The following is a 25,560-nucleotide window of genomic DNA, read 5'->3' on the forward strand; positions in this document are numbered from 1 at the left end:
ATCAGGCCTCGCCAATGTCGATGATGATGTTGCCGTCGGAGTCCGAACGCGCCCGGTCGCCGGGTTCGAGCACGGTGGTGGCGTCCATCTGTTCGAGGATTGCCGGGCCTTCGATGACCGCGTCAAGCGGCAGCTTTTCACGCGCATACACCGGTGTGTCGTGCCAGCGGCCGGCATACCAGACCGGCCGGATCTCGCGCCGCGCCTCGTCGAGCGTCGTTGCGCGTCCGGCCGGGTCGATCAGCCGGGAAAGATCGATCGCCGGACGCACGCCGGTCACCGAGGTGTTGAGATTGACGAGGTTGGCGCGGATTTCCGGCAATTCGACCTTGAAGCGGGCGAAATATGCCTTTTCGAACAGCTGCTGCAGCGTTGCCCGCGTCACCGATGACGATGGCAGCGGCACGTTGATGATGTGGGTCTGGCCGACGAATTGCATGTCGGCGGAGTGCGTGACGCGGATCGTCTCCGGCTTCACCGCTTCCTTGCCAATCAGCTCCTCACCTTCGTTTCGGTGCCGTTCCAATACAGCGTGAAGCCGGGCTTCGTCGAGCACCGACACTGGCTGATTGATCGTGTTGACGAAGTCGTGGCGCAGATCGGCGACGACGCAGCCGAGCGCGTTGGTGATGCCGGGACGCGCGGGCACCAGCACCTTGGGCAGGCCGAGTTCGCGCGCCAGGGCGGTCGCGTGCAGCGGACCGGCGCCGCCAAAGGCGAACAGCGCGAAGTCGCGCGGGTCGTGGCCGCGCGATACCGAGACCATACGAATGGCGCCCGCCATCTTCATATTGCCCAACCGCAGCACCGCGCCCGCCGCCTCGACGCCGGACAAGCCGGTCGCCTTGCCGATCTTGTCCTCGAAAATGCCGGTGACGCGCTCTGATGTGACCGGGTTTTCGACCGCCAGCAATTTCTTCGGCGCCAGCCGGCCGAGCACCAGGTTGGCGTCGGTGATGGTCGGCTCCAAGCCGCCGCGCCCGTAACAAATCGGGCCGGGATTGGCGCCGGCGCTTTCCGGACCGATCTGGATCAGGCCGGCCGCGTCGACGCGGGCGATCGAGCCGCCGCCGGCGCCGACCGTGTGCACCGCCACCATCGGCACGTGGATCGGCATCGCGTATTCGATCTCGATCTCGTTCGACACAGCCGGCTCGGCATTGCGGATCAGCGCCACGTCGGTGGAGGTGCCGCCCATGTCATAGGTGACGAGGTTTTCGAAGCCGGCGCGCTTGCCTGTATAGGCAGCGGCGATGACACCCGAGGCCGGACCGGACATCACCGTCTTGGCCGATTCACGTGTGACGAAGCGGGCCGAGATCATGCCGCCATTGCCGTTCATGATCAGGAAGTCGCGGGCATAGCCTTTTGCGCCCAATTCCTTGCGCAACCGCTCGACATAGCGCTCAAGGATCGGCTGCACCGAGGCGTTTACCGAGGCGGTGACGCCGCGCTCGAATTCGCGCGCTTCCGACAGCAGCGCATGGCCCGCCGTGATGTAGCCGTTCGGCCAGAATTCGGCGGCAATTTCGGCGGCGCGCCGCTCATGCGTCGGGTTGGCGTAGGAATGCAGAAAATGGATGACGAGGGATTCGCAGCCGGCCGCGATCAGCGTCTTTACCGCCTCGCGCATTTCCGCTTCGTCAAGCGGCGTGCGTATCGCGCCCGACGCTTCGACGCGCTCCGAGACTTCGAGCCGCAGATTGCGCGGAATGATCGGCACAAAGTTGCCGGTCATGCCATAGGCCTGCGGCCGTGTCCGCCGGCCAAGCTCGATCACGTCGCGAAAGCCGCGCGTGGTGATCATGCCGGTCTTCGCCAGCCGGCGCTCGAGCACCGCATTGGTGGTGGTGGTCGTGCCATGCACGATGAGGTCGATGCCGTCGATGGCAAATCCGGTGGCGCCGAGCGCTGAAACGACGCCGAAGGCCTGGTTGTCGACCGTGGTCGGAGTCTTGGCTAGATACACCCTGCCACCGTCGCGCCCGTCGATCAGGAGCAGGTCGGTGAAGGTGCCGCCGACGTCGATACCGGCAACGACATTTCCCAGGGAATCATGCGCTTGCGCCGAAAAATTCTCTTCCATTGTCGAAACCCGAAATGCGCGGACTACGGATATGCGTCAGTTTGGAAAGCTGTTTTAAGCGAGCACCTTGACGCAAATATCGTTTGTATACTAATAAATTCGGGACACAAGAGCTTGCCGCTTTGGAGTGTGCAAACAGCACGTCGGGACCTGAATGGTTCGGGCGCGCAGGTGAAGGTTTGGCGCCCACGTCCGCAGTTGGGCCAGAAGGTTGGATTTGATGAACACCACATCCGCGCTCAACACCGCCGGTGCCCGCCCGCTGCAATTCCCGATTCCGGCCAATGTCTATGCCGAAACCGTCGTCTCGGTGAAGCACTACACCGATCGGCTGTTCTCGTTCCGGATAACCCGTCCGCAGTCGCTGCGCTTCCGCTCCGGCGAGTTCGTCATGATCGGCCTGCCCAATGCCGAGAAGCCGGTGTACCGCGCCTATTCGGTGGCAAGCCCGGCCTGGGACGAAGAGCTGGAATTCTTCTCGATCAAGGTGCCGGACGGCCCGCTGACCTCGGAGCTGCAGAAGATCCAGGTCGGCGACACGGTCATCATGCGCCAGAAGTCGACCGGCACGCTGGTGGTCGACGCGCTGACCCCGGCCAGGCGGCTGTTCATGATCTCGACCGGCACCGGCATCGCGCCCTTCGCCAGCCTGCTGCGCGACCCCGACACTTACGAGAAATTCGAGCAGGTGATCCTGACCCACACATGCCGCGACAATGCGGAACTGACCTACGGCCAGGAGCTGGTGGCGGCGCTGGAAAGCGACCCGCTGATCGGCGAACTGACCGGCGGCCGCGTCACGCTCTACAATTCGACGACCCAGGAAGAGTCGGCACGCATGGGCCGCATCACCGCGCTGATCGGCTCCGGCAAGTTCTACACCGATCTCGGCATCGAGAAGCTCAATCCGGAAACGGACCGCATCATGATCTGCGGCTCGATGCACATGCTCAGGGATGTCAAGGAGCTGGCCGAAAGCCTCGGCTTCGAAGAAGGTTCGCTGCATCATCCGGCGACGTTCGTGGTCGAGCGCGCCTTCGTCGGCTGAGGTCTTCGCCTCACTCAGAAATCGGATTTTGACCTTTCGGTCAAAAAACAAGCTGCTTTTGTGGCCTTTTTCAGCTATGAGCGCCCTAAGGACTCGTGAAGCGTCAATTCACGGGCTATCTTCGGCGCACGTCGCTGAATGAAAGGGCAGGAGATGAGCAGCACAATCCGCGAAGCCGATCTTGGCACGAAGGTGACGCCGCTGCCCGCGCGTGCCGCCGCCAATACCCCCGTCCCGCACGACCATCGTATTGCGCGCAATCCAGGCATGAAGCTCGACCTCGGCTTCATGGAATCGGTGCGCAGCGTCAACCGCTCGGCGCTGGAACGCCGTGTCGCCAGCCTGACCAAGCGGCGATCGATCAAGGCCGACAATCAGGCGGCCTGGCTGCTGCGCGCCGTCGCCTGCATGGATTTGACGACGCTGAATTCCAATGACACCGAGGAGCGCGTGCGCCGGCTCTGCGCCAAGGCGATCAATCCGTTCCGCCGCGACATCGTCGAGGGTCTCGGCATTGCGGGTGAAACCATCCGCCCCGCGGCCGTCTGCGTCTACCATCCCTTCGTGGCCACCGCCGTCGAGGCCGTGCGCGGCACCGGCATCCATGTCGCCGCCGTCTCCACCGCCTTTCCGCATGGCCTAGCGCCACTGTCGACACGCCTGCAGGAAATCGAGGCCTCGGTCCGCGACGGCGCCGACGAGATCGACGTCGTCATTCCGCGCGGGCTGGTGTTCGGCGCCAAGTGGCGGGAACTTTACAATGAAATCGTCTCGATGCGCGCCGCCTGCGGTGACGCGCATCTGAAGGTCATCCTGGGCACCGGCGACCTCGCCACGCTGCGCAATGTCATGCTGGCCTCGATGGTGGCGATGATGGCGGGTGCCGATTTCATCAAGACCTCGACCGGCAAGGAGAGCGTCAACGCGACGCTGCCCGTCGGCCTCGCCATGGTGCGCGCCATCAGGGCCTATTTCGAGGAGACCGGCTACCTCATCGGCTTCAAGCCGGCCGGCGGCATTTCGACGGCCAAGGCCTCGCTCGACTGGCTGGTTCTGATGAAGGAGGAGCTCGGCCGGCCATGGCTGGAGCCCGAGCTGTTCCGCTTCGGCGCGTCGAGCCTCTTGACCGACATCGAGCGCCAGCTGGAGCACCATCTGACCGGCCACTATTCGGCCAATCATCGCCACGCGATGGCATAGGGATCGGGCTAAGGCTTTGAACGTGGAGTTCCTTCGCGCCCCCCTCTGTCCTGCCGGACATCTCCCCCACTTGTGGGGAGATTGGCCGTCATCGACGATTTCGCCAATTGCCGAGGTTGCAGGAGGCGAGCCGACAGGCGCGAAGGCCGATCTCCCCCTCGTGGGGGAGATGTCCGGCAGGACAGAGGGGGGCGCGAAAGAACGCCTTCCAAGACAATAATCTGGAGCGATCCATGAACATTCTCGACCGCTATCACGCCATGGACTACGGCCCGGCGCCGGAAGCCCGCAACGAGGCCGACGCCTGGCTTGCCGCGCGCGATTTCGGCAAGGCGCTGTTCATCGACAGCGCCTGGAAAGCAGCGTCCGGCGGCAAGACTTTCGAGACCAGCGAGCCGTCATCCGGCAAGCTGCTGGCGAAAGTGTCCGACGCCAGTGCCGCCGATATCGACGCGGCGGTTGCTGCCGCCGCCAAGGCGCTGCCGAAGTGGTCGGCGTCCTCCGGCTATCAGCGCGCCAAGGTGCTTTATGCCATTGGCCGTGCCATGCAGCGCCATCAGCGCCTGTTCGCGGTGCTGGAGACAATCGACAATGGCAAGCCGATCCGCGAAAGCCGCGACATCGACGTGCCGCTGGCGATCCGCCATTTCATCCATCATGCCGGCTGGGCGCAGGCGCTGGATAGAGATTTCCCCGGCCACAAGGGTGTCGGCGTCGTCGGCCAGATCATCCCGTGGAATTTTCCGCTGCTGATGCTGGCCTGGAAGATCGCGCCTGCACTCGCCGCCGGCTGTACGGTGGTGCTGAAGCCGGCCGAATTCACGCCGCTGACATCAATCCTGTTTGCCGAGATCTGCGAGCGCGCCGGCGTGCCGAAAGGCGTCGTCAACATCGTTCAGGGCGGCCCGGAAGCCGGCGCCGCCATCGTCAACCATCCCGGCGTCCAGAAGATCGCCTTCACCGGCTCATCCGAGGTCGGCAAGATCATCCGCAAGGCAACCGCCGGCTCGGGCAAGAAACTGTCGCTGGAGCTCGGTGGTAAGTCGGCCTTCATCGTCTTCGAGGACGCCGATCTCGACAGCGCCGTCGAAGGCCTGGTCGACGGCATCTGGTTCAACCAGGGCCAGGTCTGCTGCGCCGGCTCGCGCCTGCTGGTCCAGGAAGGCATCGCCGACGCCCTGATCGCCAAGGTCAAGACGCGAATGAGCCGACTGCGCGTCGGCAGCCCGCTGGACAAGAACACCGATATCGGCCCACTGGTCGATTTGACCCAGCTCGACCGGGTCAAGGGTCTGGTCGCCGAAGGCGCCAGACAAGGCGCCGTCTGCTGGCAGCCGGATGCGGCGCTGCCGTCCTCCGGCCATTATCATCTGCCGACGCTCGCCGCCGGTGTTTCGCCGGCTAATATTCTTGCTCAAGAGGAAGTGTTCGGCCCGGTGCTGGCGACCATGACCTTCCGCAACACCGAGGAAGCAATCGAGCTCGCCAACAACACGCGCTACGGGCTCGCCGCCTCGGTATGGAGCGAGAACGTCAACCTCGCTTTGCATGTCGCGCCGCAACTGAAGGCCGGCGTCGTCTGGGTCAACGGCACCAACATGTTCGATGCCGCCTGTGGTTTTGGCGGCTACCGCGAGAGCGGTTTCGGCCGCGAGGGCGGGCGCGAGGGCATGTTCGAGTATCTCGCGGCGAAACTGCCGCTTGGCCCGGTGATCAAGCCGGCGACGATCTCGGCGCAACCCGTCGAGCAGGCGGACGGCTCGACCATAGATCGCACGGCAAAACTGTTCATCGGCGGCAAGCAGGTACGACCGGACGGCAATTACTCGCTGGCCGTCGCCACCGCCAAGGGCAAGCTTGCCGGCGAAGTCGGGCTCGGCAGCCGCAAGGATATTCGCGATGCCGTCTCCGCCGCCCGTGCCTGCAAGGCATGGCCGGAGGCGACCGCCTACAACCGCTCGCAGGTGCTTTATTATCTGGCCGAGAACCTTTCCGGCCGCGCCGCCGAGTTTGCCGCCCGCCTCACCGAGCTGACCGGCGCCAGCGCCAAGGCCGCCCGGGAAGAAGTAGAACAGTCCATAGAGCGGCTGTTCCTCTATGCCGGCCTTGCCGACAAGTTCGAGGGCCGCGTGCACCAGCCGCCGGCGCGCGCTGTCACGTTGGCACTGCATGAACCGGTCGGTGTCGTCGGCATCGTCGCGCCTGATACCGCGCCGCTGCTCGGCCTGATCTCGCTGGTCGCACCGGCGCTGGCCATGGGCAACACGGTGGTCGCGGTGCCGTCCGAGCGCTATCCGCTGCTGGCGACCGATCTCTACCAGGTCATCGAGTATTCCGACGTTCCTGCCGGCGCCATCAACATCGTCACCGGCCGCACGGCCGAACTTGCCGGCGTGCTGGCCAAGCACGACGATGTCGACGGGCTGTGGGTGTTCGCCGATGCCGAGACCTGCGCCAAGGCGGAAGCCGAGTCCATCGGCAACCTCAAGCGCGTCTGGAGCGGCAATGGCTGCGGCCTCGACTGGGCGTCCGACGAGACAGCCGGCGATGCCTTCCTGCGCCGCGCCGTCGAGGTGAAGAATGTGTGGGTGCCCTACGGCGATTGAGCCATGGGGCTGCCGCGATGGTGATCGTGTTCGGGGCTTGACGCCCGGACCTATGTTCTTTAACGAGAAAAAACATTTTTATCTGTGAACTGACAACGGCGCAGGCCGCATGATCGCGCGTGACTGGCACATGACGCCTTGGCCAGCCGCAGGTAGATGCGGATCGACCCAAGCGGATGAGGAGAACAGCATGGCGGATCTGGCAGGCAAGGTCGTTGTCATCACGGCAGCGGCGCAAGGCATCGGCAAGGCGAGCGCGCTGGCCTTCGCCAAGGCAGGTGCTGTCGTCCATGCCACCGACATCAACGAGGCCCTGCTGGCGGAACTCGCCAAGACATCAGGCATCAAGACCCGCAAGCTCGACGTGCTCAATGATGAGGCCGTCAACGCCGCCTTTGCCGAGATCGGTGTCGTCGACGTGCTGTTCAACTGCGCCGGCTTCGTCCACTCGGGCTCGATCCTGGAGATGAAAGACGCCGATCTCGATTTCGCGCTGAACCTCAATGTCCGCGCCATGATCCGAACCAGCCGGGCTGTGCTGCCCGGTATGCTGGAACGCGGCGACGGATCGATCATCAACATGGCCTCGCTGGCCAGCTCGACCAAGGGCGTGCCCAACCGCTTCGTCTACGGTCTGACCAAGGCGGCCGTCATCGGCCTGACCAAGGCGATCGCCGCCGACTATGTCGGCAAGGGCATACGCTGCAACGCCATTTGCCCCGGCACGGTCGAGAGTCCGTCGCTGCAGGACCGCATGCATGCGCAAGGCGACTACGATGCCGCCCGCGCCGCCTTCATCGCCCGCCAGCCGATGGGCCGGCTCGGCACGCCGGAAGAAATCGCCGATCTCGCCGTCTATCTGGCCGGCGCCACCTATACGTCCGGACAGGCCTACAATATCGACGGCGGCTGGTCGATCTAGAGCGCCGTCCCTGGGGCTGAAGATGAGAGTTGGCTCGGACAAAAGATCGCTTTGAGCGGAAGACGGAAACGAGTTCGCGCTCAAGAAGATCGGTACCTTGTTCCGAAGGTCTGAAAATGATGGTTCGCCCGACACCAAGCGTGGCATCCACGCTTGCCCGGCCCCCATCCACTGGCTAGGTTCCGCCCGCCCAGGAACCACGTCGTCGCGGCGACGGAGCGAAATTGTAAACGGCCGTTGGCCGCAATCAGGAGAAGATGCATGAAACTGCTGCGCTATGGCGAGGTGGGTAGCGAGCGCCCAGGTCTGCTCGATGCGGACGGCACCATTCGCGATCTGTCCGCTCACGTCACCGACATCGGCGGCAAGGCACTCGATCCGGCGTCGCTGGCTGATCTGGCCAAGCTCGATCCGAGGTCGCTGCCGGCGGTTTCCGGCAGCCCGCGCCTCGGCGCCTGCGTCACTGGCACCGGCAAGTTCATCTGCATCGGCCTCAACTATTCCGACCATGCCGCCGAAACCGGCGCCACCGTGCCGCCGGAGCCGATCATCTTCATGAAGGCAAGTTCGGCCATTGTCGGGCCGGATGACGACGTGCTGATCCCGCGCGGCTCTGACAAGACCGACTGGGAAGTCGAACTGGCCGTGGTCATCGGCAAGACCGCAAAATATGTCAGCGAAGCCGACGCCCTAGACTATGTCGCCGGCTACAGCGTTGCCCACGACGTCTCCGAACGCGCCTTCCAGGCCGAGCGGCAGGGCCAATGGACCAAGGGCAAGTCCTGCGACACGTTCGGCCCGACGGGCCCATGGCTGGTGACCAAGGACGAAGTGGCCGACCCGCAGAACCTCAAGATGTGGCTGACGGTCAACGGCAAGACGATGCAGAACGGCTCGACCAAGACCATGGTCTACGGCGTCAAGTATCTGGTGTCCTATCTCAGCCAGTTCATGTCGCTGCACCCCGGCGACATCATCTCCACCGGCACACCGCCCGGCGTTGGGCTGGGCATGAAGCCGCCGGTGTTTTTGAAGGCCGGCGACGTGGTGGAGCTGGGCATTGAAGGCTTGGGCCAGCAGAAGCAGACGTTCAAGGCTGACGTGTAGAGGTTGCGCTGCCCCCTCATCCGGCCGCTTCGCGGCCACCTTCTCCCCGCTGGGGAGAAGAGGTGAGCGTCGGCGCTGACATTCTCCTCTCCCCTCGGGGAGAGGTCAGCCGAGCGAAGCGGAGGCTGGGTAAGGGGGGCTGCGCCCGCCTACTTCAGCGCCTTCCCATCAGCCCCAAATCTATACGTCTTCGCAGGATCCGGCGTCGCATACAGCGTGGCGCCCGGTTCTGCATCGTACACCCCGAAAATCCGCACGGTGATCAGCCCCGCCTTCTCGCAGTCGAGATAGAGGTTGGTGTCGGCGCCGAGATGCTCGGCGTGGACGACCGTGCCCTTCCAGGCGCCTGACTTCGGATCGACGGTCAGGTGTTCCGGCCGCACGCCGATGGTCTTGGCGGTTTCGCCGAGGCGGGCGCCGTCGACGAAGTTCATCTTCGGCGAACCGATGAAGCCGGCGACGAATTCGTTCGCCGGTGAATTGTAGAGCTCCATCGGACCACCGATCTGCTCGATCCTGCCGGCATTGAGCACGACGATCTTGTCGGCCAGCGTCATCGCCTCGACCTGGTCGTGGGTGACGTAGATCATCGTCGCCTTCAGCCGGCGGTGTAGCTGCGCGATCTCCAGCCTTGTGTTGACGCGCAGCGCGGCATCGAGGTTCGACAGAGGCTCGTCGAACAGAAACAGTTTCGGCTCGCGGACCACGGCGCGGCCGATGGCGACGCGCTGGCGCTGACCACCGGAGAGTTCGGCCGGTCGTCTTTCGAGATAGGGCTCCAGTGACAGCATCGACGAGGCGATGCCGATGCGCCGGTCGATCTCGGCCGCCGGCGTGCCGGCCTGCTTCAGGCCGAGACCCATATTGTTCTTCACCGTCAGATGCGGGTAGAGCGCGTAAGTCTGGAACACCATGGCGATGCCGCGCTTGGCCGGCGGGGTGGCGGAAACGTCCGCGCCGTCGATGACCACGCGGCCGGAGGTCGAATCCTCCAGTCCGGCGATAACCCTGAGCAAGGTCGACTTGCCGCAGCCGGAGGGGCCGACGAAGACGACGAATTCGCCGTCGTTCACCTCGAGGTTGATGCCCTTCAGCACCTCGACCGGCCCGAAAGCCTTCTTCACATTCTCGATGTTCAGCGAGCCCACGGCGATCCTCCAAATTGGAATGTGGGCGCGAATGCACCCCCCTCTGTCCTGCCGGACATCTCCCCCTCAAGGGGGGAGATTGGCAGCTTCAAGGTCTCGCGCCGCTTTGCAACGCTGATAGTTAGCGAAGGCAGTGCCGACATCTGATCTCCCCCCTTGAGGGGGAGATGGCCGGCAGGCCAGAGGGGGGCGCCATAGAGCGCAACCCCTGACGACAATTCTGCGGTCACAATCGCACCGCCTTTCCACTGCGCACGCTCTCGTCAGCGGCGAGGCAGACGGCGAGCGACTTGACCGCGTCGTCCATGTGTTTGGTGAGATCCAGATCCTCGCGGATCGCCTTCAGCACGAAGGCCTGTTCGAGATCGCAGAGGTCCTGGTGGCCGGGCTCGCCTTCCATCGACAGCATTTCGTCCGGCCTGGCGAATTTGCGGTCCGCGCCGGTCGCGGCACTGTGCAGGCAGATGGTCGAGGTCTTGGTGTGGGTGTCGATGTCGTCGGACTTCACGCCTTCCTTCATCACGATCGACACGCAGCCATTGGGAGAGATGACGTCCTTCACGAAGAAGGCCGTTTCCGAAATCATCGGCCCCCAGCCGGCCTCGTACCAACCGACGGACCCATCATCGAACAGCACCTGCAGGTGACCGTAATTGTACATGGAGGGCGCGACCTCCTCGGTCAGCCGCACGCCCATGCCGCGCACCTCGACCGGCCTCGCATCGGTGATCTGCAGCATGACGTCGAGATAATGCACGCCGCAGTCGACGATCGGCGAGGTCGTCTGCATCAACTGCTTGTGCGTCTCCCAGGTATGGCCTGAGGATTGCTGGTTGAGGTTCATGCGGAAGACGTAGGGGCCGCCGAGCTTGCGTGCCTCGGCGATCAGCCTGATCCAGGACGGATGGTGGCGCAGGATATAGCCGATCACCAGTTTCTTGCCATTGGCCTTGGCTGCCGCCACGACGCGCTTTGCATCGGCGACCGTCGTTGCCAGCGGCTTTTCGACGAAGACATGGCAGCCGGCCTCGAACGCCTTCACCGCATAGTCGGCATGGCTGTCGGAATAGGTGGCGATGCAGGCGACATCGGGCTTTTCGTCACGCAGGGCATCATCGAAGGAACGCCTGATGCCGTTGCCGGACAGCCCGTCCGGCAGCGGCACGTCGGAACGGTTGATGAGTGCCGCGATCTGGAAACCCGGGTTGGTATGATAGGCCAGCGCATGGCTGCGGCCCATATTGCCGAGACCGGCGACAACAACGCGCTGGGGTGTTTCAGAACTCACTTGACGGCTCCAGAGGTGATGCCGCGGATCAGCTGCCGCGAGAAGATGACGTAGAGGATCAGCACCGGCATGATCGCCAGCGACAGTGCAGCCAGGATGGCATTCCAGTTGGTGACGAACTGACCGAGGAACAGCTGCGCGCCGAGCGTCACCGTCTTGGTTTCTTCCGACGGCGCCAGGATCAGCGGGAACCACAGATCGTTCCAGATCGGGATCATGGTGAAGACGGCGACCGTGGCCATCGATGGCCTGACCAGCGGCAGCACCAGCCGGAAGAAGATGGTGTATTCGGACAGGCCGTCGATACGGCCGGCATTCTTCAGATCGTCGGACACCTGCTTCATGAATTCCGACAGGATGAAGACGGCAAGCGGCAGGCCTTGCGCGGTATAGACCAGGATCAGGGCCGTCAGCGTGTTGACCAGCCCGCTCGCCACCATCAATTGCAGGATGGCGACGGTGCCGAGGCGGATCGGGATCATGATGCCGAGCGCCAGATAGAGCCCCATCAGCGAGTTGCCACGAAAGCGGTATTCCGACAGTGCAAACGCCGCCATGGCGCCGAACAGAAGCACGAAGAACAGCGAGGCGACGGTGACGATGAGGCTGTTCTGGAAATAGTGGATGAAATCGCCCTGGCCGATCACGGTGGTGTAGCCGATCAGGTCGAACGTTTTTGGCGTCGGCGGCGTCAGCGGCGCGCCGAAGATGCTAGCGCGTGACTTGAACGAGTTCATGATGACGAGGATCACCGGAAACAGCGCGATCGCCGTGTAGGTCAACAGGATCGCGTGGGCGCCGATGGTGCGGGGCACGGAACGGGTGGCGGTGCTCATTGGAGCGTCTCCTGAAGAGCTGCAATTTTTAAGAGCGGCGCCCAGGCACCCCCCTCTGCCCTGCCGGGCATCTCCCCCGCAAGGGGGGAGATTGGCGGCGTTGGCCTTACCGCACATCTTGCAATGCGGGGGATTGGCGAAGGCCGAAGTGACATCTGATCTCCCCCCTTGCGGGGGAGATGTCCGGCAGGACAGAGGGGGGTGTTTAGCCGTGACATATCCGCCCCTCAGAACTGGTAGCGACGCAGGCGCGTCTGCACGAGGAAGAGGTAAACGCAGACGCCGCCGAGGATGATCAGGAACATCATCGTGGCGATCGCCGCACCCATATTGGGGTCGCCGACCTGCAACTGGAAGCCGAAGAAGGCGCGGTAGAGGAAGGTGCCGAGAATATCGGTCGAATAGTTCGGCCCGGCGAGCGCGCCTTGCGCGGTGTAGATCAGGTCGAAGGCGTTGAAATTGCCGACGAAGGTGAGGATCGAGATGATGCCGATCGACGGCAGGATCAGCGGCAGCTTGATCTTCCAGAACTGCGACAGGCCGGTGATCCCATCGCACTCGGCCGCCTCGATCACCTCTTCAGGGATCGACAGCAGGGCGGCATAGATCAGCATCATCGGGATGCCGACGAACTGCCACACCGAGATCAGGCTGAGCGCGGTCAGCGCATATTGCTCTTTGCCCAGCCACGGCGTGAACAAGCTTTTCAGGCCGACAAGATCCATCAGATGCGGCGCCACGCCCCACAGTGGCGACAGGATAAGCTTCCAGGCGAAGCCGACGATGACGAAGGACAGGATGGTCGGCACGAAAATCGCCGTGCGGTAGAAGGCCGCGAATCTGAGCTTGGGGCTGGACAGCAGGGCGGCCAGCATGACGCCGATCGGATTCTGCACGACCATGTGGATGATGAAGAACCAGGTGTTGTTCCTGAGCGCGTTCCAGAAGCCCACCGACCAGTTGGGATCGCCGAACAGGGTGCGGAAGTTTTGCAGCCCGACGAAGACCTGGTGCTGCTCGATGTTGCGGAACAGCGACAGCTGCAGCGTGCCGGCGAGCGGCAGGATCATGATCGCCGTGTAGACGAGCACCGCCGGCGCCAGGAAGATGCCGATGTGCCAGCGGAACGGTCTTTTCGGTCGTGTTTCTGCGGCCATGAGTTCGGTCCCCGCCGATCAGGTTGGCAAATGCCGCCAAAGGCGCGGCGCCTCCCTCCCCCTCGAGGGAAGGGTGCCTCGCGAAGCGAGGCGGGTGGGGTCGGTCAAGGCAGTGCGCCATCGACATTTGATCGTGCTTTCCAGCAACGATCAGGTCGCAGCCTGCCTCTACCGACCCCCTCTGTCGCCTTTGGCGACATCTCCCCCTCGAGGGGGAGACAAGCAGCGCTCAGCCTGAGCGCTTACTTGGCCGGCTTGTACCAGCTGTCGAGACCGGTCTGCAGCTTCTTGGCGGCAGCTTCCGGCGTGTCGGTGCCGTTGATGACGTTGGCCGATTCAACCCATGTCTCGTTCTCGAGATTCGGCGTGCCGCGCGACAGGATCTGGTAGGTCGAGCGGATCGTCGACTTGCACTTGCCGCGCCAGGAGACGAATTCCTGCGCCAGCGGGTCTTCCATCTTCACCGGCGCGGAGTTCAGGCTGAAGAAGCCGGGCAGCGCGTTGGCATAGATGGTGGCGAAATCCGGCGAGGCGACCCAGGACAGGAAGGTCTTGGCCGCATCGGCGTTCTTCGAAGCCGCATTCAGGCCCATGCCGATATCGGTATGGTCGGAGATGTAGCAGGTGTCGCCGGCCTTCTCGACCGGCGGCGGGAAGGCGCCCATCTTGAACTGGGCCTGGGTGTTGAAGAGGCCGATTTCCCACGAGCCGGCCGGGTAGATGGCGGCGCGGCCAAGCGTGAACAGGTTCTGGCTGTCCGGGTAGGTCTGGGCTTCAAACCCGTCGCCGAGATATGGCTTCCACTTGGCCAGTTCCTCATACGGCGCGACCCAGTCCTTGTCGGTCAGCTTCTGATCGCCCTTGATCAGCGCTGCGCGGCCGTCCTCGCCCTTCCAGTAGTTCGGGCCGATGTTCTGGTAGCCCATGGTCGCGGCTTCCCAGAGATCCTTGGTGCCCATCGCCATCGGGATGTAGGTGCCGTCGGCCTTGATCTTGTCGAGCGCGGCGAAGAACTCGTCGCGCGTCTCCGGTACCTTGATGCCGAGCTTGTCGAAGGCGTCCTTGTTGTAGATGAAGCCGTGGATGACCGAGGCCATCGGCACGCAGAAGCTCGCCTTGCCATCGTCGGTCTGCCAGGCGGACTTGGCCACCGGCGAGAAGTTCTCCATGCCGGGCAATGCCGACAGGTCGGCAAGGTTGCCCTTCTTGAACAGCTCAAGCGACTTGTCGAACGGGCGGCAGGTGATCAGGTCGCCCGCCGAGCCGGCGGCGAGCTTGGCGCCGAGTGCGGCGTCATACTCGGTCGGAGCCGACGGTGCGAACACCACCTTGATGCCTGGGTTCTTGGCTTCGAAAGCCGGGATCAGCTTGTCCTTCCAGATGGCAAGGTCGTCGCCGCGCCAGCTTTCGATGTTGAGCGTTACGTCGTCGGCATAAGCCATCCCGGCCGAGCCGAGAATGCTGGTGCCCAAAAGCAGTGCCGTCAGTAGTTTCGTTGTCATGCTCAGTCTCCCTGTTGACCTTTTTCAGGTTCGGTTTTGATGAGAACAGAGGCAGTGCGCCCCTTGCTCCCCTCTATAGCGGAAAGGGCCGGCCGCAGCTTCTGGCCGGCCTCTTCCAGTATCTTCCGCGCCGCATCGGCGCTGTCGGCGCCAGCGGCGAGCAGAATGGCGGTCTTGACCGCGCCGCCGCTCTTCTCGAGCAGGCGGGCCGCTTCGTCCGTGCCGCGCCCGCTGACGGCGGCGACGATGCGTGCCGCGCGGTCGCGCAGCTTGATGTTGTCGGCCATCAAATTGACCATGTAGCCGTCATGGACATGGCCGAGATGGACCGCGGTCAGCGTCGACAGCATGTTGAGCGCGATCTTCTGGGCGGTGCCGGCGCCCATGCGCGTCGAACCGGCGATCAGCTCCGGCGGCGTTTCGAGCAGGATAGCGGTTTCGGCCTGCCGCAGCAGAGCCGAGTTCCGGTTGTTGGCGATGCCGATGGTGGCAGCCCCACGGCGAGCGGCTTCCTCGACGGCCCGCACCGCATAGGGGGTCGTGCCGCTGGCGGAAATGGCGATCAGGCAGTCGCCCTTGCCGAGGCCGGCATTGGCGACCGCTGCCGCGGCCTCCTCGGTATCGTCTTCCGGCCCGCCGGCCAGCGTGCGGAAGGCCTCGTCGCCGCCGGCGATCAGGATGGCGATGCGGTCGCGATGTATGCCGAAGGTGCCGGGCAACTCCAGCGCATCGGCGAGCGCCATCAGACCCGAGCTGCCGGCTGCCGCATAAGCAAGCTTGCCGCCGCTGTTCAGCCTGCCAGCGATGATTTCAGCCGCTCTGGCGATAGACGGAATAGCCTGACGCACCACCTTGGCGGCGTCGATCTGCGCATCGGCCAAATAGGAAAGGATGGCGTCCGGGGCCTGGATATCCAGCCCCTCGGCATTCTGGTGAAGCGCTTCGGTGCGCGTTTCGGCCATCCCGGTCCCTCCAATACCAGAACAATACCAAAAAAATACCACTTGTCCACACGCATTAACGAACTCACCGACCCAAAATCCCCGAGCCAACGAAATGCGTAGTTTTTTCAATAAAATACGGCTTAATCTTTTTGAAACGGAAATTAATCCTTGGCTATTGGTATTTTATTGGTATTATCCGCCGGGAGGAGAAATCGCGTGAATTTCGTGCTCGGAATCGATGGCGGCGGCACCAGCTGCAGGGCCGCCCTGGCAACAGCCGACGGCACCGTCATTGGCCGCGCCAAGAGCGGCGCCGCCAACATCCGCACCGACCTGACCGGTGCCCGGTCGAACATCGTCGAGGCCGCGAAGCAGGCGTTCCTCGCCGCCGCGCAGGATCCGGAGCTGATCCCGCAGACGCCGGCTATTCTCGGCCTTGCCGGCGCCAATGTCGGCACCTACCGGCAGCAGCTCGAAGCAATCCTGCCGTTCAGCATCAGCCGCGTCGAGACCGATGCCGAGATCGCGCTGGAAGGCGCCGTCGGCTCCGGTGACGGCGCCATGGCAATCCTCGGCACCGGCACCGCTTATATGGCGCGCAAGAACGGCAAATCGCGCGCCATCGGCGGCTGGGGCTTTCAGGTCGGCGACCAGGGCAGCGGGGCCCGCATCGGCCGCGACCTGCTGGAGCAGACGCTGCTTGCCTATGACGGTGTGCGCGCGGGTTCGCCGCTGACGCAGAGCATGCTGGCGGTTTTCCGCAACAATCCGGAGGACGTGGTCGAATTCACCACCAATGCCAAGCCCGGCGATTTCGGCGGCTTCGCGCCCAAGGTGTTCGAGCATGCCGAGAAGGGCGACAGCGTCGCCAACTGGATCCTCGACAGGGTGGTCGCCGACGTCGAAGCCTCGCTCGGCGCGCTCGACCTTTCAGACGACGCGCCGCTCTGCCTGCTCGGCGGGCTGGCTCCGCTCTATGCGCCGCGCCTGTCGGCCCGCTACCGGGCGCTGCTGAAGCCGCCGCTCGACGACGCGCTGGGCGGCGCGGTGCAGATGGCGGTCCGCCTTTTCGCCGGACACGCGGAGGCGGCTCGATGAGCGAGGCCGCCGACCAGATATTCGCCATGCTGAAACATCAGGCCCAGAGCGGCGCGCCGCTCTATCTACAGCTTCGCAAGAGCATCGAGGACGCGGTCAATCGCGGCCTGATCGGACCGGGCGACGCGCTGCCCTCCGAGCGCGACATCGCCACCAAGGCCGACATTTCGCGCGTCACCGTGCGCAAGGCGGTGCAGGACCTGGTCAAGGGCGGCATTCTGGTCCAGCGCCATGGTTCCGGCACCTTCGTGGCGCCGCGCATGGAGCGCGTCGAGCAGTCGCTGTCGCGGCTGACCTCGTTTACCGAGGACATGGCGCGGCGCGGCATGGTGGTGCGTTCGGCGTGGCTCGACCGCGGCCTTTATGCGCCTTCGCCCGACGAAATGATGGTGCTCGGCCTGTCGTCGAGCGAACTGGTGGCGCGGGTGGCGCGCCTGCGCATTGCCAATGACACGCCACTGGCGATCGAACGCGCCTCGCTGTCGGCGAGAGTGTTGCCCGACCCGGCTGATATAGGTTCCTCGCTCTATGCTGCGCTTGAGTTGACCGGCAACCGGCCGGTGCGGGCGGTGCAGCGTATTTCCGCCGCCAATCTCGGTGACAGCGACGCGCGCCTGCTCGAAGTGCCGCCGGGAATCGCCGGCCTGCACATCGAACGCATTTCCTACCTGGCGAGTGGCAAGGTGATCGAATTCACCCGCTCTATATACCGGGGCGACGCCTATGATTTCGTCGCCGAACTGCGGCTGACAGGGCCGAGCGAAGAGGGCCGACCATGAGTACAGAGCCGACCAAGTCGACAGAGCCGACCATGTCGGCAGGAATGACCCATATGCGGCGCGAGATCGAGGAGATTCCGCAAGCCGTCGCCCGCCTGCTCGACGGCTCCGGCGCGGTGCTGACCGAGGCCGGGCGCGGCATCAGGGAACGCGACCCGCAGTTTGTCGTTACCGTGGCGCGCGGCTCCTCCGACCATGCCGCCACCTTCATGAAGTATGCCGTCGAGCTGACTGCGGGCCTCGCCGTCGCATCGGTCGGACCGTCCGTCGCTTCGATCTATGGCCGCAAGCTCAGGCTTGCCGGCTCGGCCTGCCTGGCGATCTCGCAGTCGGGCAAGAGCCCCGACATCGTCGCCATGGCCGAAACCGCGCGGGCCGGTGGCGCGCTGACCATCGCCATCACCAATACCGCAGATTCGCCGCTGGCGCGTGCCTCGGACTATGCCATCGACATCCTGGCCGGCCCCGAGCGCAGCGTGGCGGCAACCAAGACCTTCATCAATTCCGCCGTTGCCGGCCTCGCTTTGATGGCGCATGCCACCGGCGACGACGCGCTGTTGGCGGCACTGGCCCGCTTGCCGGAGCATTTTCGCAAGGCGATCGCCTGCGACTGGATGGGGCTACTGGCCGAAACGATCGAGAAGCAGAAATCACTGTTCATCCTCGGCCGCGGCCCGTCGGCGGCGATGGCCAACGAGGCGGCGCTGAAATTCAAGGAAACCTGCGGCATGCATGCGGAGGCCTATAGCGCCGCCGAAGTCATGCATGGCCCGCTGGCGTTGATCGGCCCCGATTTTCCGGTGCTGGCGCTGGCCGCGCGCGACGCGTCCGAACCGTCCATCGCTGAGGCCGCCGACAGCCTGGCGGCCAAAGGCGCGCCGGTGTTCGTCACCTCGGCACTTGCGCTGCGTGCCGTGCGCCTGCCGCATGTCGCCACCGGCCATCCGCTGACCGATCCGCTGACGCTGATCGTCTCCTTCTACATGTTCGTCGAGGCCTTTGCCCGCCATCGCGGTCTCGACCCGGACACGCCACGCAATCTTCGCAAGGTGACGGAGACGCTATGAGCGATCGTTTTGCCCTGACTGGCGCCCGGATTTTCGACGGCGACGACTGGCACGAAGGCGCGGCACTTGTCGTGCGCGACGGCCTCGTTGAGGCTATTTTGCCCACCAGCGCCCTCCCCTCGGATATCCGCATCGTCAAGACCGGCGGCGGCGTGCTGGCGCCGGGCTTCGTCGACCTCCAGGTCAATGGCGGCGGTGGCGTCATGCTCAACGACCATCCCGATGTCGCTTCGCTCGAAACCATCTGCAAGGCACATGCGCCCTTCGGCACGACGGCGCTGCTGCCGACGCTGATCACCGACACATCAGACATCACCGCCGCCGCTATCGCCGCCGGCGAAGCAGCGGCGCTGCGGAAGGTGCCAGGTTTTCTCGGCCTGCATCTCGAAGGCCCGCATCTGTCGATCGCCCGCAAGGGTGCGCATGATCCGGCGCTGATCCGGCCGATGACGGACGCCGACCAGGCGATGCTGATCGCGGCGCGGCAAAAACTGCCGGTGCTGCTCACCACCATAGCCCCGGAATCCGTCGACCCGGCGCGGGTCTCGGCGCTGGCCAAGGCTGGTATCATCGTCAGTCTTGGCCATTCCGACACCGGCTACGACAAGGCCAGCAGCTTTGCCGCGGCCGGCGCCTCGATGGTCACCCATCTGTTCAACGCGATGAGCCAGATCGGCAACCGCGAGCCCGGGCTGGCGGGCGCGGCCATCGATATCGGCGTGCTGTCCGCCGGGCTCATCGCCGACGGCATCCATGTCGATCCCGCCACCATCAAGATCGCGCTGCGCGCCAAGCAAGGTCCCGGCAAGATCGTGCTGGTCAGCGACGCCATGGCGACAATCGGCACTGACATGACCTCGTTCACGTTGAACGGGCGTACCATCTACCGCAGGGATGGCAGCCTGCGGCTCGCCGACGGAACGCTGGCGGGTGCCGATCTCGACATGATTTCGGCCGTGCGTTTCATCCACCACGTCGTCGGGGTCGAGCTTTCCGAGGCCTTGCGCATGGCCTCACTCTATCCGGCGCAGGCGATCGGCCAGTCGCACCGACTTGGGCGCTTCGCCAACGGCACCGCGGCGGATATCGTTTCGCTATCTGACAATCTCGACATGAAGGGGGTCTGGATCGGTGGCGACAAGGTTTTTGCAGCCGGCTCCGACTCCGCTCGGTAATATCGGGCCATGCATGACATCGATTGTGTCATTGCGGGAGCCGGAGTCGTCGGGCTCGCCATTGCCAGGGCGGTCGCTTTGTCGGGTCGCGAGGTGCTGGTGGTCGAGAAGGCCGGTACGATCGGCACGGTCACCAGCTCGCGCAATTCCGAAGTCATCCATGCCGGTATCCACTATCCGCCGGGTAGCCTGAAGGCCCGGCTGTGCGCCGAAGGCCGTGAGCGGCTCTACGCCTATTGCCGCGAGCACAACGTCGCCCATGAACGTACCGGCAAGCTGATCGTCGCCATCGAACCGGATCAGTTGGACAGGCTGAGCGCGATCAGGGCCAATGCGCAGAGCTGCGGGGTTGGCGATCTCGATCTGCTTACACAGGCAGAAGCCGAAAGCCTCGAACCCGCGCTGAGATGCGCCGGCGCGTTGCTGTCGCCATCGACCGGCATCGTCGACAGCCAGGCGCTGATGCTGTCGCTGCGCGGCGACGCGGAGGCGGCCGGCGCATCATTTGTCTTCCTCACCGACGTTGACGGAGCGGCCATCGAAACCGACGGGATCCGGATCGGTACGCGCGATGCCAAGGGCGAGATCTTCACGTTGAAAGCCGGCGCCTTCGTCAATGCGGCAGGTCTCGATGCACAAGCCCTGGCCAATCGGATCGAGGGGTTTCCACAAGGTCTCGTTCCACCGCTCTGGCTGGCGCGAGGCAATTATTTTTCGCTCTCGGGACAGTCGCCCTTCTCGCGGCTGATCTATCCGGTGCCGGTCAATGGCGGCCTCGGCGTGCATCTGACCCTCGACCTTGCCGGCAGCGCGCGCTTTGGTCCGGATGTCGAGTGGATCGACCACCTCGACTATACGGTCGGTCCCCGCCGAAGCGCTGTCTTCTACGAGGCGATCCGGCACTACTGGCCCGAGCTTGCCGATGGCGCCCTGCAGCCGGCCTATGCCGGCATCAGGCCGAAACTATCCGGGCCAGGCCAGCCGGCGGCCGACTTCACGATCCAGGGTCCGGCCGACCATGGCGCCGACCGCATCGTCAATTTGTTCGGCATCGAAAGCCCCGGCCTGACGGCCAGCCTAGCGATCGCCGAGCATGTTTCCGAGCTGTTGTACCCAGGCTGACCCGAGTGCCCACGCGGCTCTCGATTCCAGAGCGATCCATCGTTTCACGGACCCGCCTACCGCTCTATCACTTTGTTTCCGCGCAATTCCCAAGGGGAAGCGCTCCGCGCTTCACTGTTCCTAGAATTGCGTTAGGAGGCATAAAGGTTTTTGTAGGTGTCGCGCAGCAGGTTCTTCTGCACCTTGCCCATGGTGTTGCGCGGCAAATCGTCGACGAAGATCACCCGCTTCGGGTGCTTGTATTTTGCCACGCGCCCGGCGATGGCGCCGAGAATTTCGGCCCCGGTGATCTGCGATGCCGGCGACCGCACGACGACAGCGGTGACGCCTTCGCCGAAATCCGGATGGGCAACGCCGATGACGGCGCTTTCGCTAACCCCGTCAAGCGCGTCGATCTCGCTTTCGAGTTCTTTCGGATAGATGTTGTAGCCGCCGGAAATGATCAGGTCCTTGCCGCGCCCGACGATGTGGACGTAGCCGTCGGCATCGATGATGCCGAGATCGCCAGTGATGAAGAAACCGTCGGCGCGGAATTCCGCCTTGGTCTTCTCCGGCATGCGCCAATAGCCGCCGAAGACGTTTGGACCCTTCACCTCGATCATGCCGACCTCGCTTTGGGCAAGCGCTGCCCCGCTGTCGGGATCGGCGATGCGAAGGGCGACGCCGGGCAAGGGGAAACCGACCGTACCGGCGCGCCGCTCGCCCTCATAGGGATTCGAGGTATTCATGTTGGTCTCGGTCATGCCGTAGCGTTCCAGGATCGCGTGGCCGGTGCGCTCGCGCCAGGCCTTGTGCGTCTCAGCCAGCAGCGGCGCCGAACCGGAAATGAACACACGGATATTTTTCGTCGCCTCACGGTCCAGTCCATCCTGCTGCAGCAGGCGCACGTAGAAGGTCGGCACGCCCATCAGGGCCGTGGCGCGCGGCAAAAGCGAGACGATGCTGGCCGGATCGAACTTCTGCTCGAACAGCATCGAGGCGCCGGCCATCAGGATGACGTTGATGGCGACGAAAAGGCCGTGCGTATGGAAGATCGGCAGCGCGTGGATCAGCACGTCGTCTCCGGTGAAGCGCCAGTGCTCGACCAGCACGCGCGCGTTGGAAGCAAGGTTCTCGTGGCTGAGCATGGCGCCTTTCGAGCGGCCGGTGGTTCCCGAGGTGTAGAGGATCGCCGCGAGGTCATCCGGCCCGCGCGCCACGTCATGAAAATCCGTTGGCAGCCGAGAAGCCTGATCGGTCAGCGATCCCTGGCCATTGCGCCCGAGCGTGACGGAGGCAGCGTCCGTTTCTTCCGCCAGCGCGCCGATGTCGGCGGCCCTTGCCGGATCGCAGACGACCAGCCGTGGTTCGGCATCGCCGAAGAAATACTCCAGTTCGGTCAGTGTGTAGGCGATGTTGAGCGGCAGGAAGACGGCGCCGGCACGCAGGCAGGCGAGATAGAGCAGGACTGCTTCCGGGCTCTTCTCGACCTGAACGGCGACCCGGTCGCCGGGTTCGACATCCAGTTGCAAAAGAGCATGCGCGAGCTGTGCCGAGCGCTCCAGCATATCGCCATAGGTGAGCGAGCGGCCGTCATCGGTTTCCATAAGCAGGCGCCCAGGCGCCGGCATCCGGGACCGGAACGCATCGAACAGATGATTGCTCATGAAGGCTTCCCTTGGGATGGCGGAACGGCGGGCCTGGCGCATGCGCCTGGAGCGGCATGCCTTGGCGGCGAAGAGTTCGCGGTTCCTGGCCGCGCCGTCAAGCCCGCAGACACGGTTCACGCCGGCCGGTTTGCCGGCAATGGGGTGTAAAAGACCGCAGGAAAAATGACTGCTATCGCCGGGCGCGTTCGGCCTTGCCGGCGATCGCCTTTGTAACTTCGTCCTGCTCGAGGCGTTTCATGCACATGGCGGCGGTCAGTTGGTAGTGGTTGATCAATGCCTCGACGGCGCCGTCGGCATCGGCGTCCAGGGCACGTTCGGCGATCAGGCGATGCTCACCGAAATCATCGCGTTGGACGCCTTCGCCGTCATTGGCCATTTGCCGGTAGCGATAGGCGTGATCGGAAAGCTGATCGCAGAACCCGACCAGCCATTGCGACCGGCAGGCCGAGATCAGCGCCCGGTGAAAGATACGATGCAGCCGCTCCCAATCCGGATTGAGCGAGAAGAGACTTTGCGGCGAAAGCCGTGAGGCGCGGCCCAGGCGATGCAGCGCCAGCACGAGTTGTTCTTCCCATTCGGCGGTGCGGTGGGCGATGGATTCGCGAAGCGCGCGCTCCTCGAGCCAGCAGCGGGTGCGCGTCAGCTCCTCAAGCTCAGACGCGCTGATCGGCATGATGAAGAAGCCGCGCTGGTCGTGGCGGCCGAGAAGCCCTTCCGAGGCGAGGCGATTGAGAGCCTCGCGGACCGGGGACGCGCCAGCCCCATATTTGGAGACCACCCATTCGACCCGCAGCTTGCTCTCGGCTTCAAGAACACCACCGAGAAGATCGTCGCGCAATTGCTGATAGACCGTGCTGGCAAGTGTGCTTTTGGGTCCTGCAGCGTCGTCGTTCAGATTGGCAGCTCCGTATGTCATAGTGACTCCTTGTCCCCAAGACTTGTCTCGGGCAATTCGAGTCCGACAGTATCGGCCTTTTCGTACTTGTACCCTATAACGCGCGCCGTCGCGTGCTCAAGCAGAAGATCACGCTATTGTACTTTAGCACAAAGGAATATGCGGCATTCCGGCGTGCGATGCTGTAATTTCGCGCATTCTCACAACCTGCGGAAACTTAACATGTTTTGTATGCACGCAGAATCATCCGTCCTTTTGTACGCGCGCAATTATCTATTCTGCCGTGCGATAGGCGGCGAACCCACGAATCGAATCAGATCGCAGCTCCGGATTGACGAGGGAGAAGGCAGTGAGTTAGCCGGCTGCGTTGTCGGCTGCCGTCCTGATCGCTTGAATGTTTGCCCGGTAAGCTTCGATGCTGCCGCCCTTGAAGATGGCGGCGCCCGCCACCAACACGTCGGCGCCGGCGGCGGTGACCAGCGGCGCGGTTTCGGCCGAAACCCCGCCGTCGATCTCGATGCGGATCGGCCGGCTGCCGATCAGCGCCTTGACCCGCTTCACCTTGTCGACAATCGCCGGAATGAAGGCCTGGCCGCCGAAGCCCGGATTGACGGTCATGATGAGGATCAGGTCGAGCCGGTCGAGCACGTATTCGACCGCGCTTTCCGGCGTCGCCGGATTGAACGACACACCAGCCTTCTTGCCAAGGTTCCTGATGGTCTGCAGGGAGCGGTCGAGATGCGGCCCGGCCTCGGCATGCACCGTCAAGCCATCGCAGCCGGCCTCGGCAAAAGCGGCCAGATAGGGGTCGGCCGGGGCAATCATCAGATGGCAGTCGAAGAAGGCCTTGGTGCGGTTGCGGATCGCCTTGATCACCGGCGGACCAAAGGTGATGTTGGGGACGAAATGCCCGTCCATCACATCGAGATGAATCCAGTCGGCGCCGGCCGCCACCACCGCTTCGACCTCATCACCGAGTTTGGAAAAATCCGACGCCAGCACCGAGGGTGCGATCAGGGTCTTTTTGCTCATGGGTGCGGCCTTTCCGAGCGCCCTTTTCGTCAGGCCACTCTATCGACTGCCTAATGCGCTCCAGCCGACTTGTCGAGGGCGCAGGCGTGGCGGCTGCATGGGCCGGGGTGGCGTTGCGGCGGCTCCGATCGTGTTGCGACCAATTTCCGCTTGCCCCGGAGCCATAAAGAAAAACCCGCCGGATTGCTCCGGCGGGTTTCTGGTCTGGCGTCCAGCAGATGGTTATTGCTGCTGGAGTTTCAGGATTCTGTCTGGAACCGGATCCTGCTGCTGATCGACCTGCGGCTTGCGCCGCGGCAGCAGCTGCAGCACATTCGGGTTCAGCAGGCCCGGATTGAGCTCCAGCGACGGTTGCCCGCGGACCGGCCGGCAGTTCGGATAGCGCCCGATCGTGCCTTCCGGGCAGCGCCGCCTGATGATCGGCTGGCACTGGCCATTGATCATCTGCGAGCCCGGTGCGCATTCCACCTCCTGCCTGGGCTTGCGGCATGCACCGTTGATCACCTCGGTCCCACGCGGACAGACACACTCGCCGCGCTTGTTATGAACCTGGCCGCGTATGTCGCACTGCTCCTGCGTCGGCTGCTTGCGCCGGCAGGCATTGCCTTGCACCTCGGTACCCCTCGGGCAGACGCAATTGCCGTTGGCGTCGTGGACCTGGCCACGAATGGTGCACTGCTCCGGCTTCGGCCGGATCGGACGGCAAGCGCCATTGCGCACCTCGGTCCCTCTCGGGCAGACACAATCGCCGTCCGAATTGTGGACCTGGCCACGGATCGTGCATTGCTCGGGCTTCGGCCGGATCGGACGGCAGGCGCCATTGCGCACCTCGGTCCCTCTCGGGCAGACACAATCGCCGTCCGAATTGTGGACCTGGCCCCGGATGGTGCACTGCTCGG

Annotated in this window: 20 protein-coding genes and 1 pseudogene; 10 read left to right on the plus strand and 11 right to left on the minus strand. The window is 64.1% G+C overall.

Annotation, left to right across the window (positions count from 1 at the left end; genetic code table 11):
* Position 1: 1 nt before the first annotated feature.
* Complete coding sequence (locus NKI73_RS27320; protein ID WP_352634281.1) at positions 2–2,086, minus strand: hydantoinase/oxoprolinase family protein; 2,085 nt, start codon at positions 2,084–2,086, stop codon at positions 2–4.
* A 220-nt stretch (positions 2,087–2,306) separates the two neighbouring features.
* Here NKI73_RS27320 and NKI73_RS27325 point away from each other — a divergent pair, with 220 nt between their 5' ends.
* From NKI73_RS27325 to NKI73_RS27345, 5 genes are all read left to right on the plus strand, one after another.
* On the plus strand, positions 2,307–3,134 hold the full coding sequence (locus NKI73_RS27325; protein WP_352634283.1) for a ferredoxin--NADP reductase: 828 nt from the start codon (positions 2,307–2,309) through the stop codon (positions 3,132–3,134).
* Between the two features lie 153 nt (positions 3,135–3,287).
* Positions 3,288–4,334 (plus strand): deoxyribose-phosphate aldolase, encoded by a 1,047-nt coding sequence (gene deoC, locus NKI73_RS27330; protein WP_352634285.1) that lies wholly within the window; start codon positions 3,288–3,290, stop codon positions 4,332–4,334.
* A 233-nt stretch (positions 4,335–4,567) separates the two neighbouring features.
* Positions 4,568–6,940 carry an aldehyde dehydrogenase family protein gene (locus tag NKI73_RS27335; RefSeq protein WP_352634287.1) on the plus strand — a complete coding sequence of 791 codons (2,373 nt, stop codon included), beginning with the start codon at positions 4,568–4,570 and terminating at the stop codon, positions 6,938–6,940.
* A gap of 190 nt (positions 6,941–7,130) precedes the next feature.
* Positions 7,131–7,862: an SDR family oxidoreductase gene (locus NKI73_RS27340; protein ID WP_352634288.1), complete on the plus strand. Its 732-nt coding sequence runs from the start codon at positions 7,131–7,133 to the stop codon at positions 7,860–7,862.
* Between the two features lie 261 nt (positions 7,863–8,123).
* A complete protein-coding gene (locus NKI73_RS27345) occupies positions 8,124–8,969 on the plus strand; it encodes a fumarylacetoacetate hydrolase family protein (RefSeq protein WP_352634289.1) in 846 nt (281 codons plus the stop codon).
* Between the two features lie 149 nt (positions 8,970–9,118).
* Here NKI73_RS27345 and NKI73_RS27350 read toward each other — a convergent pair whose 3' ends face one another.
* From NKI73_RS27350 to NKI73_RS27375, 6 genes are all read right to left on the minus strand, one after another.
* Positions 9,119–10,117 (minus strand): ABC transporter ATP-binding protein, encoded by a 999-nt coding sequence (locus tag NKI73_RS27350; RefSeq protein WP_352634291.1) that lies wholly within the window; start codon positions 10,115–10,117, stop codon positions 9,119–9,121.
* Between the two features lie 226 nt (positions 10,118–10,343).
* Positions 10,344–11,405, minus strand: a complete 1,062-nt coding sequence (locus NKI73_RS27355) for a Gfo/Idh/MocA family protein (protein WP_352634293.1) — start codon at positions 11,403–11,405, stop codon at positions 10,344–10,346.
* On the minus strand, positions 11,402–12,241 hold the full coding sequence (locus NKI73_RS27360) for a carbohydrate ABC transporter permease (RefSeq protein ID WP_352634295.1): 840 nt from the start codon (positions 12,239–12,241) through the stop codon (positions 11,402–11,404). The genes NKI73_RS27355 and NKI73_RS27360 overlap by 4 nt, the downstream gene beginning before the upstream one ends.
* Positions 12,242–12,468: 227 nt before the next feature.
* A complete protein-coding gene (locus tag NKI73_RS27365) occupies positions 12,469–13,398 on the minus strand; it encodes a carbohydrate ABC transporter permease (RefSeq protein WP_352634297.1) in 930 nt (309 codons plus the stop codon).
* 242 nt (positions 13,399–13,640) lie between these two features.
* Entirely contained in the window at positions 13,641–14,900 is a 1,260-nt protein-coding gene (locus NKI73_RS27370) for an ABC transporter substrate-binding protein (protein ID WP_352634299.1), read from the minus strand.
* A gap of 2 nt (positions 14,901–14,902) precedes the next feature.
* Positions 14,903–15,862 carry an N-acetylmuramic acid 6-phosphate etherase gene (locus tag NKI73_RS27375; RefSeq protein ID WP_352634301.1) on the minus strand — a complete coding sequence of 320 codons (960 nt, stop codon included), beginning with the start codon at positions 15,860–15,862 and terminating at the stop codon, positions 14,903–14,905.
* Positions 15,863–16,060: 198 nt separating this feature from the next.
* Here NKI73_RS27375 and NKI73_RS27380 point away from each other — a divergent pair, with 198 nt between their 5' ends.
* Genes NKI73_RS27380 through NKI73_RS27400 form a run of 5 tightly spaced genes read left to right on the plus strand, consistent with a single transcriptional unit; the run spans position 16,061 to position 21,085 of the window.
* Complete coding sequence (locus NKI73_RS27380; protein WP_352634302.1) at positions 16,061–16,942, plus strand: glucosamine kinase nucleotide-binding domain-containing protein; 882 nt, start codon at positions 16,061–16,063, stop codon at positions 16,940–16,942.
* Positions 16,939–17,721 (plus strand): GntR family transcriptional regulator, encoded by a 783-nt coding sequence (locus tag NKI73_RS27385; RefSeq protein ID WP_352634303.1) that lies wholly within the window; start codon positions 16,939–16,941, stop codon positions 17,719–17,721. The genes NKI73_RS27380 and NKI73_RS27385 overlap by 4 nt, the downstream gene beginning before the upstream one ends.
* 32 nt (positions 17,722–17,753) lie before the next feature.
* Entirely contained in the window at positions 17,754–18,788 is a 1,035-nt protein-coding gene (locus NKI73_RS27390) for an SIS domain-containing protein (protein WP_352634317.1), read from the plus strand.
* A complete protein-coding gene (gene nagA / locus NKI73_RS27395; protein ID WP_352634305.1) occupies positions 18,785–19,963 on the plus strand; it encodes an N-acetylglucosamine-6-phosphate deacetylase in 1,179 nt (392 codons plus the stop codon). The genes NKI73_RS27390 and nagA overlap by 4 nt, the downstream gene beginning before the upstream one ends.
* Before the next feature lie 9 nt (positions 19,964–19,972).
* Positions 19,973–21,085, plus strand: coding sequence for an NAD(P)/FAD-dependent oxidoreductase (locus NKI73_RS27400; RefSeq protein ID WP_352634307.1), 1,113 nt, complete (start codon positions 19,973–19,975; stop codon positions 21,083–21,085).
* 131 nt (positions 21,086–21,216) lie between these two features.
* Here NKI73_RS27400 and NKI73_RS27405 read toward each other — a convergent pair whose 3' ends face one another.
* From NKI73_RS27405 to NKI73_RS27420, 4 genes and pseudogenes are all read right to left on the minus strand, one after another.
* Positions 21,217–22,731: a malonate--CoA ligase gene (locus NKI73_RS27405; RefSeq protein ID WP_352634309.1), complete on the minus strand. Its 1,515-nt coding sequence runs from the start codon at positions 22,729–22,731 to the stop codon at positions 21,217–21,219.
* Between the two features lie 172 nt (positions 22,732–22,903).
* Positions 22,904–23,650, minus strand: a complete 747-nt coding sequence (locus NKI73_RS27410; protein ID WP_352634311.1) for a GntR family transcriptional regulator — start codon at positions 23,648–23,650, stop codon at positions 22,904–22,906.
* Positions 23,651–23,983: 333 nt separating this feature from the next.
* The gene (rpe, locus tag NKI73_RS27415) at positions 23,984–24,661 is read right to left on the minus strand and encodes a ribulose-phosphate 3-epimerase (protein ID WP_352634313.1); all 678 of its coding nucleotides are present in this window, start codon (positions 24,659–24,661) and stop codon (positions 23,984–23,986) included.
* A gap of 222 nt (positions 24,662–24,883) precedes the next feature.
* A pseudogene (locus NKI73_RS27420) lies at positions 24,884–25,560 on the minus strand (hypothetical protein); the annotation flags it as partial.

The organism is Mesorhizobium sp. M0496 (assembly GCF_040321205.1).
Classification (GTDB): Bacteria; Pseudomonadota; Alphaproteobacteria; order Rhizobiales; family Rhizobiaceae; genus Mesorhizobium.

Excerpts from the sequence above, each read along its gene's own strand:
- NKI73_RS27375 (WP_352634301.1), bottom strand. The coding sequence starts at position 15,862 with ATGGCCGAAACGCGCACCGAAGCGCTTCACCAGAATGCCGAGGGGCTG.
- rpe (WP_352634313.1), bottom strand. The coding sequence starts at position 24,661 with ATGAGCAAAAAGACCCTGATCGCACCCTCGGTGCTGGCGTCGGATTTT.
- NKI73_RS27340 (WP_352634288.1), top strand. The coding sequence starts at position 7,131 with ATGGCGGATCTGGCAGGCAAGGTCGTTGTCATCACGGCAGCGGCGCAA.
- NKI73_RS27385 (WP_352634303.1), top strand. The coding sequence starts at position 16,939 with ATGAGCGAGGCCGCCGACCAGATATTCGCCATGCTGAAACATCAGGCC.
- NKI73_RS27365 (WP_352634297.1), bottom strand. The coding sequence starts at position 13,398 with ATGGCCGCAGAAACACGACCGAAAAGACCGTTCCGCTGGCACATCGGC.
- NKI73_RS27325 (WP_352634283.1), top strand. The coding sequence starts at position 2,307 with ATGAACACCACATCCGCGCTCAACACCGCCGGTGCCCGCCCGCTGCAA.
- NKI73_RS27345 (WP_352634289.1), top strand. The coding sequence starts at position 8,124 with ATGAAACTGCTGCGCTATGGCGAGGTGGGTAGCGAGCGCCCAGGTCTG.
- NKI73_RS27405 (WP_352634309.1), bottom strand. The coding sequence starts at position 22,731 with ATGAGCAATCATCTGTTCGATGCGTTCCGGTCCCGGATGCCGGCGCCT.
- NKI73_RS27320 (WP_352634281.1), bottom strand. The coding sequence starts at position 2,086 with ATGGAAGAGAATTTTTCGGCGCAAGCGCATGATTCCCTGGGAAATGTC.
- NKI73_RS27360 (WP_352634295.1), bottom strand. The coding sequence starts at position 12,241 with ATGAGCACCGCCACCCGTTCCGTGCCCCGCACCATCGGCGCCCACGCG.
- NKI73_RS27400 (WP_352634307.1), top strand. The coding sequence starts at position 19,973 with ATGCATGACATCGATTGTGTCATTGCGGGAGCCGGAGTCGTCGGGCTC.
- nagA (WP_352634305.1), top strand. The coding sequence starts at position 18,785 with ATGAGCGATCGTTTTGCCCTGACTGGCGCCCGGATTTTCGACGGCGAC.
- deoC (WP_352634285.1), top strand. The coding sequence starts at position 3,288 with ATGAGCAGCACAATCCGCGAAGCCGATCTTGGCACGAAGGTGACGCCG.
- NKI73_RS27390 (WP_352634317.1), top strand. The coding sequence starts at position 17,754 with ATGTCGGCAGGAATGACCCATATGCGGCGCGAGATCGAGGAGATTCCG.
- NKI73_RS27410 (WP_352634311.1), bottom strand. The coding sequence starts at position 23,650 with ATGACATACGGAGCTGCCAATCTGAACGACGACGCTGCAGGACCCAAA.
- NKI73_RS27370 (WP_352634299.1), bottom strand. The coding sequence starts at position 14,900 with ATGACAACGAAACTACTGACGGCACTGCTTTTGGGCACCAGCATTCTC.
- NKI73_RS27335 (WP_352634287.1), top strand. The coding sequence starts at position 4,568 with ATGAACATTCTCGACCGCTATCACGCCATGGACTACGGCCCGGCGCCG.